Origin of the sequence: Solibacillus sp. FSL K6-1554 (assembly GCF_038005185.1) — a bacterium.
GTDB classification, from domain to species: domain Bacteria; phylum Bacillota; class Bacilli; order Bacillales_A; family Planococcaceae; genus Solibacillus; species Solibacillus silvestris.
In genome coordinates this window covers 3,779,718-3,795,039 of sequence record NZ_JBBOSS010000001.1, presented here as the reverse complement: position 1 = coordinate 3,795,039, position 15,322 = coordinate 3,779,718, and the positions used below count along the sequence as shown (strand labels likewise).

The 15,322-nt window shown below is 37.9% G+C and carries 16 protein-coding genes; 12 read left to right on the top strand and 4 right to left on the bottom strand.

Annotated features, from left to right (window positions below; genetic code table 11):
• Positions 1–170 precede the first annotated feature (170 nt).
• The 4 genes from MHB58_RS18885 (at position 171) to zupT (ending at position 3,287) form a co-directional block, all read left to right on the top strand.
• The gene (locus MHB58_RS18885) at positions 171–1,208 is read left to right on the top strand and encodes a siderophore ABC transporter substrate-binding protein (RefSeq protein WP_340735821.1); all 1,038 of its coding nucleotides are present in this window, start codon (positions 171–173) and stop codon (positions 1,206–1,208) included.
• A gap of 64 nt (positions 1,209–1,272) precedes the next feature.
• Positions 1,273–1,605 carry an antibiotic biosynthesis monooxygenase family protein gene (locus MHB58_RS18880; protein ID WP_014822513.1) on the top strand — a complete coding sequence of 111 codons (333 nt, stop codon included), beginning with the start codon at positions 1,273–1,275 and terminating at the stop codon, positions 1,603–1,605.
• 119 nt (positions 1,606–1,724) lie between these two features.
• Entirely contained in the window at positions 1,725–2,318 is a 594-nt protein-coding gene (locus MHB58_RS18875; protein ID WP_014822514.1) for a phosphatase PAP2 family protein, read from the top strand.
• 147 nt (positions 2,319–2,465) lie between these two features.
• Positions 2,466–3,287, top strand: coding sequence for a zinc transporter ZupT (gene zupT, locus MHB58_RS18870; protein WP_014822515.1), 822 nt, complete (start codon positions 2,466–2,468; stop codon positions 3,285–3,287).
• An 85-nt stretch (positions 3,288–3,372) separates the two neighbouring features.
• Here the strand turns inward: zupT and MHB58_RS18865 are convergent, their stop codons facing one another.
• The 3 genes from MHB58_RS18865 to thrC form a co-directional block, all read right to left on the bottom strand.
• Positions 3,373–4,020 carry an NAD(P)-dependent oxidoreductase gene (locus MHB58_RS18865; RefSeq protein ID WP_008405832.1) on the bottom strand — a complete coding sequence of 216 codons (648 nt, stop codon included), beginning with the start codon at positions 4,018–4,020 and terminating at the stop codon, positions 3,373–3,375.
• 148 nt (positions 4,021–4,168) lie between these two features.
• Positions 4,169–5,068 carry a homoserine kinase gene (gene thrB / locus MHB58_RS18860; RefSeq protein ID WP_340735820.1) on the bottom strand — a complete coding sequence of 300 codons (900 nt, stop codon included), beginning with the start codon at positions 5,066–5,068 and terminating at the stop codon, positions 4,169–4,171.
• Entirely contained in the window at positions 5,065–6,123 is a 1,059-nt protein-coding gene (gene thrC / locus MHB58_RS18855; RefSeq protein ID WP_008405828.1) for a threonine synthase, read from the bottom strand. Before thrC ends, thrB begins: the two co-directional genes overlap by 4 nt.
• Before the next feature lie 209 nt (positions 6,124–6,332).
• Between thrC and MHB58_RS18850 the strand changes: the two genes are divergently transcribed.
• The 3 genes from MHB58_RS18850 (at position 6,333) to MHB58_RS18840 (ending at position 9,832) form a co-directional block, all read left to right on the top strand.
• Complete coding sequence (locus MHB58_RS18850) at positions 6,333–7,565, top strand: MFS transporter (RefSeq protein ID WP_008405826.1); 1,233 nt, start codon at positions 6,333–6,335, stop codon at positions 7,563–7,565.
• Positions 7,566–7,915: 350 nt separating this feature from the next.
• Positions 7,916–8,773, top strand: coding sequence for a MurR/RpiR family transcriptional regulator (locus MHB58_RS18845; RefSeq protein ID WP_340735819.1), 858 nt, complete (start codon positions 7,916–7,918; stop codon positions 8,771–8,773).
• 132 nt (positions 8,774–8,905) lie between these two features.
• Positions 8,906–9,832, top strand: coding sequence for a manganese-dependent inorganic pyrophosphatase (locus MHB58_RS18840; RefSeq protein WP_008405822.1), 927 nt, complete (start codon positions 8,906–8,908; stop codon positions 9,830–9,832).
• A gap of 21 nt (positions 9,833–9,853) precedes the next feature.
• Here MHB58_RS18840 and MHB58_RS18835 read toward each other — a convergent pair whose 3' ends face one another.
• The gene (locus MHB58_RS18835; protein ID WP_008405821.1) at positions 9,854–11,230 is read right to left on the bottom strand and encodes an FAD-dependent oxidoreductase; all 1,377 of its coding nucleotides are present in this window, start codon (positions 11,228–11,230) and stop codon (positions 9,854–9,856) included.
• A gap of 160 nt (positions 11,231–11,390) precedes the next feature.
• Here MHB58_RS18835 and MHB58_RS18830 point away from each other — a divergent pair, with 160 nt between their 5' ends.
• The 5 genes from MHB58_RS18830 to MHB58_RS18810 all read left to right on the top strand — a co-directional run bounded on the left by MHB58_RS18830 (position 11,391) and on the right by MHB58_RS18810 (position 15,298).
• The gene (locus MHB58_RS18830) at positions 11,391–12,095 is read left to right on the top strand and encodes a DsbA family oxidoreductase (RefSeq protein WP_008405820.1); all 705 of its coding nucleotides are present in this window, start codon (positions 11,391–11,393) and stop codon (positions 12,093–12,095) included.
• Between the two features lie 202 nt (positions 12,096–12,297).
• Positions 12,298–12,936, top strand: a complete 639-nt coding sequence (locus tag MHB58_RS18825) for an FMN-dependent NADH-azoreductase (protein ID WP_008405818.1) — start codon at positions 12,298–12,300, stop codon at positions 12,934–12,936.
• A gap of 198 nt (positions 12,937–13,134) precedes the next feature.
• On the top strand, positions 13,135–13,440 hold the full coding sequence (locus tag MHB58_RS18820; RefSeq protein WP_008405817.1) for a winged helix-turn-helix transcriptional regulator: 306 nt from the start codon (positions 13,135–13,137) through the stop codon (positions 13,438–13,440).
• A gap of 85 nt (positions 13,441–13,525) precedes the next feature.
• Positions 13,526–14,437: a UDP-N-acetylmuramate dehydrogenase gene (murB, locus tag MHB58_RS18815; RefSeq protein WP_014822519.1), complete on the top strand. Its 912-nt coding sequence runs from the start codon at positions 13,526–13,528 to the stop codon at positions 14,435–14,437.
• Between the two features lie 102 nt (positions 14,438–14,539).
• The gene (locus MHB58_RS18810) at positions 14,540–15,298 is read left to right on the top strand and encodes an exodeoxyribonuclease III (protein WP_340735818.1); all 759 of its coding nucleotides are present in this window, start codon (positions 14,540–14,542) and stop codon (positions 15,296–15,298) included.
• Positions 15,299–15,322 lie beyond the last annotated feature (24 nt).

The following is a 15,322-nucleotide window of genomic DNA, read 5'->3' as shown; positions in this document are numbered from 1 at the left end:
AAATGCATGGGCTTTGCTCGCTTATGCATTTATTTTGTAAATTTAATTGAGAATGAATATTAGTTTCAGAATATTCATTGACAACTATAGGCAGTTGATTTACACTAACGTTAGTTAATTGAAAACGATTATCACTCTCGCTTGAGAGTATTTTAGGAGGAAAAGTAACAATGAAAAAGTGGAAATTTTTAACGGCAGCAGCATTAACATTAATGTTAGCAGCTTGTGGTTCAGACGAAGAAACATCTACGAAAGATGAAGCGAACGAACCAGCTAAAACAGAAGAAACAACTTCATCTACGGAAGCTCCAGCTTTCCCAATGACAGTATCTCCATTATCAGCGGGTAGTGAAACAGAAGACGGTAAATCCCTTACTTTTGAAGATGTAACATTTAAAGAAATGCCAAAAAACATCGTAGTATTTGACTACGGTTTCTTAGATACACTTGATGCATTAGGTGTTGAAGGTATCGTTGGTATCGCTGCTAACGGCGGTAAAGGTAACTTCCCTGAGCATTTAAAAGAAAAATATTTAACTGATTCAATTACTGATGTTGGTTCTTTAAAACAGATCGACTTCGAAAAAGTAGCAGCTGCTAACCCGGATGCAATCTTCATCTCAGGTCGTCAAGGTTCTTTCTATGAAGAATTAAAAGAAATTACACCAAACGTTGTATTCATCGGTTCTGATAACTCAAACTATGTAGAAGGTGTATACGAATCAGTTGACTTAGCTGCTGAAATCTTCGGAAAACAAGAAAAAGCTGAAGAGTTAAAAGCTGCATTACAAGAAAAAGTTGACGCTGTAAAAGAAAAAGCAGCTGGCTATGAAAATGCATTAGTAGCAATGTACAACGACAAAAAAATCTCTGGTTTCGACAACGGTGAAGATTCTCGTTTCGCATATGTTTACAATGACTTTGGTTTCAAACCATCAACAACTGATATCAAAGCTTCATCACACGGTTCTGACTTCTCGTATGAGTCAATTCTTTCTGTAGACCCAGAAGTATTATTAATCATCGACCGTACAGCATCTGATGTAGAAACAATCAAAGCTGACATCGAAAACGATATCATCAAACAAACGCGTGCTTACAAAGAAGGCAAAATCGTTTACCTTGATGGCGTAAACTGGTACTTCTCTTCTAATGGTGTAACAACTGAAGCAGAAAAATTAGATGAAATCTTAAATGAATTAAAATAATATAATTAAAGATGGCATGTCTCTCAAGTAGAGGCATGCCTTTTTAAAAGAGAGGGGAATTAAAATGTTCGTACAAATTCGCAAATGGATCGTAACAGAAGGCAACTCGCTTAAAATTATCGAGCGCTTTAGCAAAAAAACTGGTCAAGGTCCATCGATGCTTGAACAACGCGAAGGATTTATTGGCCGTGAACTGCTTGTAAAAAATGTGCGACGTGGTGAAGAGGAAGTTGTAATGATTATTCGTTGGGAATCGGAAGATGCATGGAAAGCCTGGGAGAAGAGCCCTGAGCATATTGCGGGCCACAAAGCGAAAATCAAAGAGCATGGCGGTAAACCACCTAAACCGGATTTCGTTATTTCAATGGAGCACGGAAATTACACAGTTGTAGAATAATGAATGTTTAAGAGGGAATCTACTTTGCAGAGTTTTTTAGCGAAGTGGATTTTTATTTTTTGTATACTACATATAATAATAGTGAAGTAACAGTTCGTATAAGGAAAGTAGGTTATCGTTTGAAAAAGAAAGTTTCGATTTTTGCATTCGTTACATTGCTGGTGTTTATTATTATTGCACTGAATTTTGATATACCAAGCTTCGAGGCATTTGATATGAAAATCCGCTCTTTATTATTTGGTAATAATTTCATTATTTTATTTCATTATTTAGGAGAAATAAAGTTTGTCATAGTTGCAACCGTTATTATCTTGCTGTATTTGGCAATCTTTAAAAAAGATTTTCGCGGTGTGCTCTTTGTGCTTCTTACAGTTGGGGTTGGAAATGGGCTGAATCAGCTTTTAAAGCGTATTTTTTCACGACCACGTCCGGAAATTGAAGATCAGCTTACTTCATTTAGCTTTCCTTCAGGACATGCGCAAATCAGTGTAATGTTCTTTTTAACGCTCGCATATTTGATTTCGAAATTGCTGAAAAATAAAAGTTGGAAATTTATTACATACAGTGTAATGCTAGTCCTTATTTTTTTCATAGGTTTATCACGTATAGCGGAAGGTCGCCACTATGCAACGGATGTTATAGCAGGGTGGAGTATCGGGTATACTTGGTTTGTCCTATGCGTATTATGGTATGAGTCAAAAAAGAATAAATAGTAGTATTGGGATTCCTGATGAATAGGAATCCCTTTTTTTAGTATTTGGTTTGGTTACCCTCACAAGATGTTTCCCGCTTAAAAAAAGTTGCACATAGGAAACATTGTGCGTATAATATGAGAAAAGATTATAAAGAAGGAGAATTGTATGGATGAGAATGTATTATTAGCGTTAGGCTTAACATTATTTGCAGGGCTTGCTACAGGTATTGGCAGCTTGATCGCATTTTTTACAACACGCACAAATAAAAGGTTTCTTTCAGTTGCATTAGGCTTTTCAGCAGGTGTTATGATTTATGTATCACTTGTAGAGATTTTTGTAAAAGCGAAAGACGCTTTAGTTAACGTTCATGGGGAGACAGTAGGGTATTGGTACACAATCATCGGCTTTTTCGGGGGGATGCTTTTAATTGCCTTAATCGACCGGTTTATTCCAAAGGGTAGAAACCCGCATGAAGTAAAGTCTGTAGAAGATGTACAAAAGGCTCAATTAATCGGAAATGAGGATGTAGAAGCAGACCGGTTAATGAAAATGGGTTTATTTACAGCGTTAGCAATCGCGATTCATAACTTTCCGGAAGGTATTGCGACATTTATGGCGGTATTGCAGGACCCGAATGTCGGAGTAGCGATAGCAATTGCTGTAGCCATTCATAATATTCCCGAAGGTATTGCGGTAGCTATTCCTATCTTTTATGCAACAGGGAAGCGTATGAAGGCATTTAAATGGTCGTTCGCCTCTGGTTTATCAGAGCCGCTCGGTGCGTTTATTGCCTACTTAGTACTAATGCAATTTATGACAGATACATTGTTCGGTATTGTTTTTGCTGGTGTTGCAGGTATTATGGTATTTATTTCGATTGATGAGCTGCTGCCGGCTGCTAAAAAATATGATGAAGCCCATTCTTCAATTTATGGATTAATAGCAGGTATGGCAGTTATGGCGATCAGTTTAGTGATGTTAACTTAATTTCTCCACAAAAAAAAACCAGCATCTCCTATTGGGAACATGCTGGCTTTTTTCGTGTCGAGGCCAGAAGCTTCGGCGCTATTTATTAAGATGCTGCTGTTACATTTTCAGATGCAACAGTAAATGTTGTATTTGGGTATTCATTTTTTTCAATTTCATCGAGCAATGCGACAGCAAAATCAGCATAACTGATATAACTGTTAAATTGCGAGTTTACTAAAATTTTCTCTTCACCCTTAATATAGTGGCCGGTACGCGGTCCATCCGAATCGAACATTGCCGATGGAATGGCAAAGGACCAGTGGATTGAAGAGCTTTCCAAATCACGCAGATTCTGCAATTGAGCCTTTGCTGCGACAGCAAGGTCTTCCGGATAATCTTCGAGATCCATAAGGCGAACTGTTTTTTCGCGATCAACAAAAAGGCAGCCTGAACTCCCGATGACGAACAACTTTTTCTCTGTTCCTTCTAGTAAGGAAATTAAATGTTCACCAGCATCAACATGTAAATGTTCTTCCCCTGGTAGTGGAGCAAAAGCATTAATTAAAATATCGAAAGGAGCGATTTGTTCCTCTGTTAAATTAAACAGGTCGCTTTCAATGATGTTAATATTTTCTTCTTGAACTGTTGCCCTATTTTTTACAATCGCTGTCACATCAAAGTTTCTCATTATTGCTTCTCTTAAAATATGAGTTCCTGCCTTACCAGCAGCCCCAATAACTGCAATTTTCATAAACATTACCCCTTTCTAACAGTAGATTTATTAATATACCCAAATTTAAGGGGAATTATGCATAAAAGACAAAATTGTATAGAAAAAACAAAAAATGTACGTTATTCGTATATGGAAATAACGTACATTAAATACCCTTATTTTATTATTAATAAGCTGTGACAGTGGAGCCGGATGGTGAAGCAGTTGTCACTACAACTTGGTGTTCCGGAAACTGTTGTTGCATTGAGGAGGTAAACTGTTCGGATAAAGCAAGCGGGATCATCGAGATTAATGTTGGTCCGGCACCACTTAAAGCAGTTCCATATGCTCCGGCCCTTTTTGCTGCTTCGCGAATTTCTTTATAAGCAGGAATAAGGTTTGCTCGGAAAGGTTCATGGAAAAGGTCTGCTTCCATATAACGTCCGATTCGCTCATAATCCTTTGCAATCAGGGAAGCTGCTAGCATATTCGCATTGGCGCTCGCACGCACTGCATAGCTACGTTTCAGGTGCTCCGGTAAAACACCGCGTGATGCTGCTGTTTTAAGTTCGATATTCGGGATAAATACTACGAATGCTGCATCCATTTCCTGAATATGTAGTGTATCGACAATTCCGGCTTCGTCCATTGAGGAAATCGTCAACCCGCCCAATACCGAAGCGGTTGCGTTATCAGGATGTCCTTCAATTTGAGATGAAATGTTCAGCTTATCCTGTTGCGATAATTTCAGATCCCCTAAAATATTGGCTAATTCAATAGCACCCACGATTGCTGCCGCGCTGCTGCCAATACCACGAGCAAGGGGAAGCTCGCTAGTCATCTCAACTTTACATGGAGGCAGCGTTGTATTATATTGCTGTGCTACCTGTTGTGCAATTGTATAAATTAAATGTGTGTCGACTGTCGTATCAGAAGGCACATTGTCACCAATATGCATAAATTCCCACTCATCTTGTAATGTGACATCCAATGTTAAATAGAGTGATAGTCCAAGGCCAATGGAATCAAATCCAGGGCCTAAATTTGCTGTACTGCCAGGAACTTTGATTTGCCACTTTTTACTCATAGACTAAATACGCCCTCGATATAATTACGGATTTCCTGCTCGTCATTTTGTAAAGAAACAAGGTCAACAGTTGAAACATTCATCGCTGTATCCGGATCTTTTAAGCCGTTTCCAGTAAAGATTGTAACAACACGACTGCCTGCAGCAATTTTACCGGCTTTTACAGATTTAATGACACCAGCTAATGAAGCAGCTGAACCCGGCTCCACAAAAATCCCCTCTTTGTTGGCAATTAGTTTATAAGCTTCTAAAATTTCTTCATCTGTTACAGCATCAATTAGACCGCCTGACTCATCACGAGCTGTTTCAGCGAACTTCCAGCTTGCTGGATTTCCGATACGAATCGCTGTTGCTACTGTTTCCGGATTTGCAATGGGAGCACCCTGCACGATTGCAGCGGCACCTTCTGCTTCAAACCCATACATTTTAGGAAGACCGCTTTGTTTTGCTTCATTATATTCTTTAAAGCCTTTCCAGTAAGCTGTAATATTCCCTGCGTTTCCTACAGGAATACATAAGTAGTCAGGTGCTTGACCAAGTTGGTCGACAATTTCAAACGCAGCTGTTTTTTGACCTTCAATACGATATGGGTTTACAGAGTTAACAAGTGCGATAGGAGTATTTTCCCCAATTTTGCGAACAATATTTAATGCATCATCAAAGTTACCGTCAATTTCAATAATCTTTGCACCGTACATGCATGCTTGTGCCAATTTTCCGAGTGCTACTTTGCCTTTTGGAATGACAACGATAGACTGAATGCCTGCACGTGCCGCATATGCCGCTGCAGCAGCGGATGTATTGCCTGTAGATGCACAAATAACAACTTTAGAACCTTCTTCAATTGCTTTTGCAACAGCAAATACCATACCACGGTCTTTAAAAGATCCGGTTGGGTTAGCGCCTTCGATTTTTCCGTATAACTCAATTCCGAGCTCTTTTGATAAATTTACTAACGGGATTAGTGGTGTATTTCCTTCATTTAGTGATAAAGCAGGTGTATTTTCAGTAACAGGTAGGTACTGTTTATATTCTTCGATAAGACCTTTCCACATAGATAATAAACTCCTTCTGTTCTCGCTAGGTGAACATTTGTTTTTGTATACAAGACATTTTATACCTATGTGTTTCTTATTTCAATAGGAATTGTTAAATTGTCGGAACAATTTGTTAAGTAAAAAAAATGTTGTCACTTTTAAGAAAGAAATGTATTATAATAATGTTGTTAAGTCAGGTGTAAAGACACATGGAAGGTGGAAAAGTAATGTCAGTGGGAACAAATGAACAAAAGCCCTTATCACGTAATAAACTTTTACGTATAGCAGGGGTTGGATGGATGTTCGATGCAATGGATGTTGGAATACTATCCTTTATCATTGCAGCACTTGCGGTTGACTGGGGATTGAATAGTAGTCAAATGGGTTGGATTGCAAGTGTAAACTCCATCGGTATGGCAGTAGGTGCGGTGTTATTTGGTGTACTTGCAGATAAAGTTGGACGTAAACAAATTTTTATGTGGACATTAATAATTTTCTCCGTTGCGAGTGGATTATCCGCTTTTACGACAACGTTGACGCTCTTTTTAATATTACGTTTCTTTGTTGGAATGGGGCTTGGCGGGGAATTACCGGTTGCTTCGACACTTGTATCTGAAAGCGTAAAAGCTGAAGAACGCGGAAGAGTTGTTGTTTTACTTGAAAGTTTTTGGGCTGGAGGCTGGCTAATTGCTGCGCTTATTGCCTATTTCGTTATACCGGCTGAATTTTGGCCACTAGAAGGCTGGCGAGTTGCATTATTAATTACGGCAATTCCTGCACTTTATGCAATTTATATAAGAATGAAATTACCGGACTCTCCACAGTTCAGGGTAAAAGAGGAATCGAAAAAACGTTCAGTATTTCAAAATATCGCAACATTATGGGAGAAAAAATATGCACGTTCTACACTAATGCTTTGGGTTTTATGGTTTGCAGTTGTATTTTCATACTATGGCATGTTTTTATGGTTACCAAGTGTAATGGTTGGCAAAGGATTTGATTTAATATCAAGTTTTAAATATGTATTAATTATGACTTTAGCCCAATTACCAGGTTATTTTACAGCTGCTTGGTTTATCGAAAAGTTTGGGCGGAAATTTGTATTAGTTACATATTTATTAGGTACTGCAGCAAGTGCCTTTGTGTTCGGTGGTGCAGAAACGATCGAAACATTATTAATTTCGGGTATGTTGCTTTCATTCTTTAACTTGGGAGCATGGGGTGCTTTATATGCCTATACACCTGAGCAATATCCGGCAATCGTACGTGGAACGGGAGCTGGTATGGCGGCAGCTATAGGTCGAGTTGGAGGTATTTTCGGTCCGTTATTAGTGGGGACACTGCTGACAAAAGGTTATGATATTAGCTTTATTTTCGCTATTTTCTGTGTAGCCATCGTTATTGGTGTATTAGCGGTTATTTTTTTAGGTAAAGAAACGAAGCAAACAGAATTACAATAGTTAAATGCCGAATGGCAATCCATAGAGTATAATAAATATTAAGGACCTGTGCTATTAAAAAAGCGCAGGTCCCTTTTAATATGAATGATATGTAAAAAAATACCTAATAGTTGAATGCGCTTAACAGGATTTTTAATAATAGTTCTTTTATAAACTATATATTTTACAAAAGTATGTCAATTTTCTATTTGAAATTTTATATTCTTTAGTATGCTAAAGTTTTTTCAGAAAACTCGTTGAATTCTATTATTATTCATGATAATGTATTTTTTATTATTAAGAATTTAGTGTAAGTAAAGTTACATAAATGTGTGAGAAAATATTTTATTGGATAAATAGAGGAAAGGGAGATGGAGAATTTGACTATTTGTGAAAATATTAAAAAGAAGTATATTCGCCTTTCTAAGGGGCAGCGGAAAGTTGCTCAGTTTGTTATGGATAATCCGAATATTGTGTGGACAAATACCGCTTCCGAAGTAGGAAGATTAGCGGATGTAAGTGAATCGACTGTAATAAGATTTTGCTACTCAATGGATTTGGCAGGTTTTAGTGAGCTCCAAGATAAACTGAAGGAATATTTAATGGAAAAAGGTGAAGCAAGCGAAGTTAAACAAGCGGTGCCTGTTAAAAAAATCCGAAATCACATTGGGGCAGACATTGTTAAAAATGACATCGCCAACATTTCAAAAACTTTCAATCAACTAAAAGAGCAGGATGTTGAAGAAGTTGTGCAATTATTACATACAGCAAAAAAAATCCACTTTTTAGGTTTCAGACAATCGACACCAGTTGCATTTTGGATGTACAGCAATGTCAATAGGTTACGAGACCGCGTTCATTTTATTCCCCATGAGGCAGACAAAATTGCACAGCAGGTTGCATATATGGATGAAGATTCATTGCTTTTCATTATATCGCTTGATGAAGAGTATGAAGATATGGCGACAATAGTTGAAATTGCTAAAAGAAAAAATGTGAAAATTGTCGCAATCCGTAACAAAGAGCTTAATTCTCAAGATGAACCGGCTAACCTCGTACTCATCGTTCCTAATACAAAAGAATCCGGAAACACATGTACGATTGCGGTTTTCTCTCTTTTACATATATTAGTGGAATCGATGGTAGATCAAAATCCGCAACAATATGAGCAGTATACTAAAAACACAAAAAGCGCTTTGAATACATCAAATTTAATAGCAATCAGCTAAACTGTAAGGGCTAACCAATAGCCCTTACAGTTTTACTTTTTGCTAAGTAATGTTAGCAAATCTTCTGTTTTTCACTTTTAGATCGTTATGTTAAAATGAAGAGCGAAAAGCATTTAAATAGGAGGCTCACTCATGAGTAAAACATTAGTTTTCGGACATAAAAATCCAGATACAGATACAATTACTTCAGCAATTGTTTATGCATACTTAAAACAACAATTAGGTGTGGATGCAGAAGCAGTTCGTCTTGGAGAATTAAATAATGAAACAAAGTATGCACTGGAAAAATTCAACTTTGAAGCACCGCGTCTAATTGCGAACGTAAAAGACGAAGCGGCACATGTAATTTTGGTGGACCACAATGAGTTCCAGCAATCGGCAGATGGAATTGAAGACGTACAAATCACGGAAGTAATCGATCATCACCGTATTGCGAACTTTACAACAGCTGATCCGCTCTATTTCCGTGCGGAGCCTGTAGGTTGTACAGCGACAATTTTAAATAAATTATTTAAAGAAAATAATGTGGAAATTCCGGCTAATATTGCGGGTTTAATGCTTTCTGCAATTATTTCAGATACATTATTATTCAAATCACCGACATGCACAGAGCAAGATGTAAAAGCTGGTGAAGAATTGGCAGCCATTGCAAATGTTGATACTGCACAATATGGTTTAGCTATGCTAAAAGCAGGTGCGGACCTTTCAGATAAGTCATTGGAAGATTTATTGTCATTGGATGCAAAAGGCTTTGAATTTGGTGAATATAAAGCGACGGTTGCCCAAGTAAACGCAGTGGATATCGAAGACGTTCTTGGTCGCCAAGAAGAGCTTGAAAACTTATTGAACAAAAATATTGCAGATAACGGCCTTGATTTATTCTTCTTCGTTGTAACGGATATTTTAAACAATGATTCAACAGCAGTAGCAGCTGGACAAGTTGCCGAAGAAGCAGCGAAAGCCTTTGGTGCAACAATTGTCAACGGTCGCATCAGCTTGCCTGGCGTTGTATCACGAAAAAAACAAATCGTTCCAGTATTAACGGAAAACTTAAAATAAAAAATAAACCCGGTAACTCTTTTAAGAGTTACCGGATTTTTTCATTTTTAACGGATAGACGGCAGGGCCTTCGATGACTTCGCCTTTTGCGTTGTACCGGGATCCATGACATGGACAATCCCATGTATCATCAGCTACATTCCATCTTGTTTTACAGCCGAGGTGTGTACACTTAGGCGCATCCGGTCTGTCGATATAGCCTTTTACAAGCTCTTTTCCGATCATTCCGCCCGTTTGCAGCATAAAGTAAAAAGTCTTTCCGAAATTCGAACGGTCCGGTGAGAATAAAGCAGCTGCCGGGTTTGCAATTCTTTTAATAAGATCTGTAAGCAATGTTCCTGCAACAAGCGATGAGGAAAGCCCCCATTTATTGAAACCCGTTGCAATATACAAACTGTCATCGCTTGGGGAAAGCTGGCCGATGTAAGGGATTTGGTCTGCAGTCATAATATCCTGGGCACTCCAGCCATATTCATATGGAGGAAGTTCAAAATCTGTTGTTAGTTCATGCTGCAATGTATCGTAAAACGGGTCTGTATCACTTGTGGACCCTGCTGTATGCGATTGCCCGCCATAGATGAAGTACGGCTGATTATCGATAAGTGCCGTTCGAATTGTACGGCTTTGAGCATCAACGCTTAAATATTGGCCTTCTAACAGTTGTGAATATTTTGTTGCAGTTAAGTAGGACCGTTTAATTTGCAGCTTCATCGAATAAAGCTGGCGGATTGATTCAATCGGGTAATGTGTACATAAAATAAGCTTTTTATAATGGACAGTATGGTCATTGCTTGTATGAAGACAATTTTTGGACATTTCTAATTTAGTGACTCGTGTATTTAAATAAAGTTGTGCTCCATGTTTTCTTGCTAAATGAACATACGTATTTGTGAACTCAACAGGATTGATCTGACCTTCATTTTTAATGCCGAGCGCAAGTTCTACAGGAACCGAAAGTTCGATGTCCTTTGTTGCAACAAATGGAATCCCAATTTTTTTATAGCTTTCCGCCTCGTTTAAAAGCTGCTCTTTTCCTTGAGGGGTAGCTGTATAAACATAAGAAGTAGCTCGGGTAAAGCTGGTGCTACTTTCGGAAACAGCTTGTTCGATAGCCTGTTTATTTGCCTCGTAGTAAATTTTCCCGTCTTCTTCATTAAGTTTTGAGTAAATGACATTATGCTGTACTGTTAATTTCCCTGTAGAATAGCCTGTCGTACCTTGTGAAAACTGAGGCATTGCTTCAATTAGCACAACTTGCAGCCCCTCTTTAGCAAGTGAATAGGCTGTATAAATACCGCTAATCCCCCCACCGATAATACAGATATCGCAGTTAATCGATTCTTGAAGTGTTGGAGCAGAAAATTCTGAATGTGTTGGAAGCCATAGAGATTGTTTCAAAATATCACCTTTTTATTTTTTAGCATTGGGTATTTGGCATTGATTTATTCAGTTATGCTACAAATTAAGTCATTACGCAACTAGTGGGGAGTAGAGAGTTTCAAACATTGTACTTTTGAATAATTGCTCGCTACAATACAAGACAAGGGGAGTGATGAGCATGAAAATCGAAGTATGGTCTGATTATGTATGTCCTTTTTGCTATATCGGCAAAAAACAGTTAGAAATCGCATTAGATGAACTTGGGTATGGAGATGCGATTGAAGTAGCATATAAAAGCTATTTATTGGATCCTTCCACACCAGTTGATACAACAAGCTCTGTCTATGAAGAATTGTCACGAAAATACCAGATTTCATTAGATGAAGTGAAGAAGATGACAGCAAATGTTACAGCACGTGCCAAAGAAGTAGGGCTTGAGTACAATTTTGATGAAATGAAAAGTGCCAACACTGTAAAAGCGCACCGTTTAGCGAAATGGGCTGAAACAGAAGGAAAAGAAAAAGAGTTCACCGAGCGTGTGTTAAAAGCCTACTTTTTAGAAGGTGAAGCAATCGGACAAACTGATGTATTACTGACATTAGCAGAAGAAGTTGGGTTATCGGCTGAAAAAGCACGACAAGTGATCGAGAGCAATGAGTATTTGGAGCAAGTTGAGCAAGATATTGCGGTTGCTCAAAATCTTGGTGTACGAGGCGTACCTTTCTTTGTTATTGATAATAAGTACGGTATTTCAGGTGCACAGCCACAGGAAGTGTTTGAGCAAACAATCGAAAAGGCAGCACAGGAAATGGGATTACGTAAGCCTTTAAAAATGCAAGGTGTAGACGGGGCTGCGTGTACCGATGATTCTTGTGATATTTAAAAGCAATGAAATGAGTAAATTTACCCAGATTCGTATTTTTATATAAAACCGAAATGGGAATTCAGACTAAAGTATGAGAACAATCTAATTGATTTTTTTAGGTTGTTCTTTTATTATATAAAAGTACCTCGAATTTGAGATACTTTAAAACAAGATAAAAATGCAAAAATAAATAATATTAAAAATATTAGGGAGAATGAAAATGACAAACGTATTAGTAGTAAAAGCAAATAACCGCCCAGATGGCGTATCAACAAAAATGTATGAAACATTCATTGCTGAAGTAGCGAATAATGAAGGTTTAAACGTAACAACTTTTGACGTATTTGAAGAAAATATGCCATATTTCGGTCAAGAATTATTCAACGCTTTCGGTAAAGCACAAGCGGGCGAAGAATTATCAGCAATCCAAGAAGGTTCTTTAGCTGCTTTCAATAAGTCTCGTGAAGCATTAACAGCTGCTGATGTAGTAGTATTTGCATTCCCATTATGGAACTTAACAATCCCAGCTGCATTACAATCATTCATCGATTACACATACGGTGCTGGATATTCATTTAAATATAACGAACAAGGTCAATTAGTAAGCTTGATGACGGACAAAAAATATATCGTATTAAACGCTCGTGGCGGTATTTACTCAACACCACAAGCAAACGCATCAGAAATGTCAGTAAATTATATTAATGCAGTTATTGGTGGCGTATATGGCATGGAAAAAATCGATGAAGTTATTATCGAAGGTCATGCTTCAAATCCAGCGGGCGCTGAACAAATTATCGCTGACGGTCTAGAAAAAGTAAAAGCTGCAGCGCAAAATTTAGCAAAAGTAACAGCATAATTTATTATTCATATAGTAAAGAAGGGTAATTCACAAAGTTGTGAGTTCCCTTCTTTTTTATGTCATTGAGCAGTTGCAATTATTTTAAATTAACCTGGCAGTAAGCTACTTACTTTTCGTAATTGATGAGAAGTGGTAATATAATATGTAGCAGTTAAATAAATTTAGATTTAGAGTAGTGAATATGAGGTGAAGAAAATGAAAGAATCAGCGCTATGTCCGCGTCTATCGAAAGCAATGGAGCTTGTTGGGAAACGCTGGACAGCTTTAATTATTTATCAATTGTTGGAAGGACCTCAACGTTTCAATGCGATCGAAGCAGCATTGCCGATTAGTGGACGCTTATTGTCGGAGCGTTTAAAGGAACTCGAAAAAGAAGGAATTGTTGAACGTAAAGTATACTCAGAAGTACCGGTTCGTGTAGAGTATAATTTAACAGATAAAGGGCTTTCCCTTGAACAAACTGTTAGAGAAATTGAGATCTGGGCGAAAACTTGGTTATAAATCATGTTGTTTTACTTGTAAAAAGCGTTATAAAAACAGATACTTAAAAAGTACGTCAGCTTTACAAGAAAGGAAAATGTTTTTTATGACAATTCAACAGTGGGAAAATGATTTATTACAATGGATTCCTTCAACTAATATAAAAATAAATGAAACACTAAAAAAATATACGATGACAAAACTAGGCGGTAAGGCAGATATTTTAGTGCTGCCGAATACAGAAGAGCAAGCAGCAGCTGTCGTTAAGTATGCGTATGAGAATAATGTACCGCTACTCATGCTGGGGAACGGGTCTAATATGGTCGTTCGTGATGGTGGTGTCCGTGGAATCGTCCTGCATTTTGCCTTATTGGATGAAATTCGCATTGAAGGTAATACGGTTTATGCGCAAAGTGGTGCATTGATTAAAGAAGTGTCAAAACAAGTTGCAGCTAAAAGTTTAACTGGGTTTGAATTTGCATGCGGTATTCCAGGTTCGATCGGAGGAGCAATGGCGATGAATGCCGGCGCTTACGGTGGTGAGGTTAAAGATATCGTCACATCTTGTAGAGTACTGACACCGGAAGGAAAGATTCTTGAGCTGAACAACGAACAACTGGAGCTTTCTTACCGTAAAAGTATTATTGCAAAAAAAGGATATCTCGTGCTGTCAGCTACGTTCCAATTAGCGCAAGGCGATCAACAGCAAATCGATGAAAAAATTGCTGATTTAACATTCCAGCGTGAATCGAAGCAACCCCTCGAATATCCTTCAGCAGGCAGTGTATTTAAACGTCCACCAGGTTATTTTGCAGGTAAGCTCATTCAGGATAGTGAATTGCAAGGTAAGGGTGTTGGTGGGGCCGAGGTTTCTACAAAGCATGCAGGATTTATCGTCAATAAAAACAATGCTACGGCAAAAGACTATATCGATACAATTCAAATGGTACAGCGTGTCGTAAAAGAGAAGTTCGATATCGATTTGGAAATGGAAGTAAAAATCGTCGGTGAAGACTAATCTTGAAAGATAAAGTGCAACTCCAACTCGTGCTAATTTAGCGCGAGTTCTCTTTTTTTTAATGGTTAATTTAATATATGTTACATAAAAGGAGTAAGAAAGATGAAATTTATTTCGTGGAATGTGAATGGGATACGTGCATGTGTGAATAAAGGATTTTTGGATTATTTTCGGGAAATGGATGCGGATTTTTTCTGTTTACAAGAAACAAAATGCCAGGTAGGACAAATTGATCTCCAACTAGAAGGATACTATCAATATTGGCATTCAGCAGTGAAAAAAGGCTACTCCGGTACAGCGGTATTTACGAAACACGAGCCGTTAGCTGTCTATTACGGCATTGAAAATGAAATTGCGGCAGATGAAGGCCGAATCCTTACATTGGAGTATGAAAACTTTTATTTGGTGAATACATACACACCGAATGCAAAAAGAGATTTAACTCGTTTGGAGGAACGGCTGCTTTGGGAAGACCGAATGAGAATATATTTAAAGGAACTTGATGCGAAAAAGCCCGTCATTTATTGTGGAGATTTAAATGTTGCCCATAGTGAACTGGATATTAAAAATGTGAAATCCAATATCGGTAATTCCGGATATACATATGAAGAGCGCGGAAAGATGACAGACTTACTCGCAAGTGGGTTTACAGATACGTTTCGTCATTTCCATCCGGATGTAACCGACCACTTTACATGGTGGAGTTACATGGCGAAAGTACGTGAGCGAAATATCGGCTGGCGCATCGACTACTTTATTATCTCTGACCGACTAGTTGAAAAAATAGAGGAAGCATCTATACATTCAGAAATTTTAGGTAGCGATCATTGCCCTATCGTATTAAAATTAAAAACGGTGTAAGATGAATAGACTAATAGAAATAGA

Bases quoted from the DNA above. Each gene is read 5' to 3' on its own strand.
- MHB58_RS18885 (WP_340735821.1), top strand. From the start codon at position 171: ATGAAAAAGTGGAAATTTTTAACGGCAGCAGCATTAACATTAATGTTA.
- MHB58_RS18880 (WP_014822513.1), top strand. From the start codon at position 1,273: ATGTTCGTACAAATTCGCAAATGGATCGTAACAGAAGGCAACTCGCTT.
- zupT (WP_014822515.1), top strand. From the start codon at position 2,466: ATGGATGAGAATGTATTATTAGCGTTAGGCTTAACATTATTTGCAGGG.
- MHB58_RS18865 (WP_008405832.1), bottom strand. From the start codon at position 4,020: ATGAAAATTGCAGTTATTGGGGCTGCTGGTAAGGCAGGAACTCATATT.
- thrB (WP_340735820.1), bottom strand. From the start codon at position 5,068: ATGAGTAAAAAGTGGCAAATCAAAGTTCCTGGCAGTACAGCAAATTTA.
- thrC (WP_008405828.1), bottom strand. From the start codon at position 6,123: ATGTGGAAAGGTCTTATCGAAGAATATAAACAGTACCTACCTGTTACT.
- MHB58_RS18850 (WP_008405826.1), top strand. From the start codon at position 6,333: ATGTCAGTGGGAACAAATGAACAAAAGCCCTTATCACGTAATAAACTT.
- MHB58_RS18845 (WP_340735819.1), top strand. From the start codon at position 7,916: ATGGAGAATTTGACTATTTGTGAAAATATTAAAAAGAAGTATATTCGC.
- MHB58_RS18840 (WP_008405822.1), top strand. From the start codon at position 8,906: ATGAGTAAAACATTAGTTTTCGGACATAAAAATCCAGATACAGATACA.
- MHB58_RS18830 (WP_008405820.1), top strand. From the start codon at position 11,391: ATGAAAATCGAAGTATGGTCTGATTATGTATGTCCTTTTTGCTATATC.
- MHB58_RS18825 (WP_008405818.1), top strand. From the start codon at position 12,298: ATGACAAACGTATTAGTAGTAAAAGCAAATAACCGCCCAGATGGCGTA.
- MHB58_RS18820 (WP_008405817.1), top strand. From the start codon at position 13,135: ATGAAAGAATCAGCGCTATGTCCGCGTCTATCGAAAGCAATGGAGCTT.
- murB (WP_014822519.1), top strand. From the start codon at position 13,526: ATGACAATTCAACAGTGGGAAAATGATTTATTACAATGGATTCCTTCA.
- MHB58_RS18810 (WP_340735818.1), top strand. From the start codon at position 14,540: ATGAAATTTATTTCGTGGAATGTGAATGGGATACGTGCATGTGTGAAT.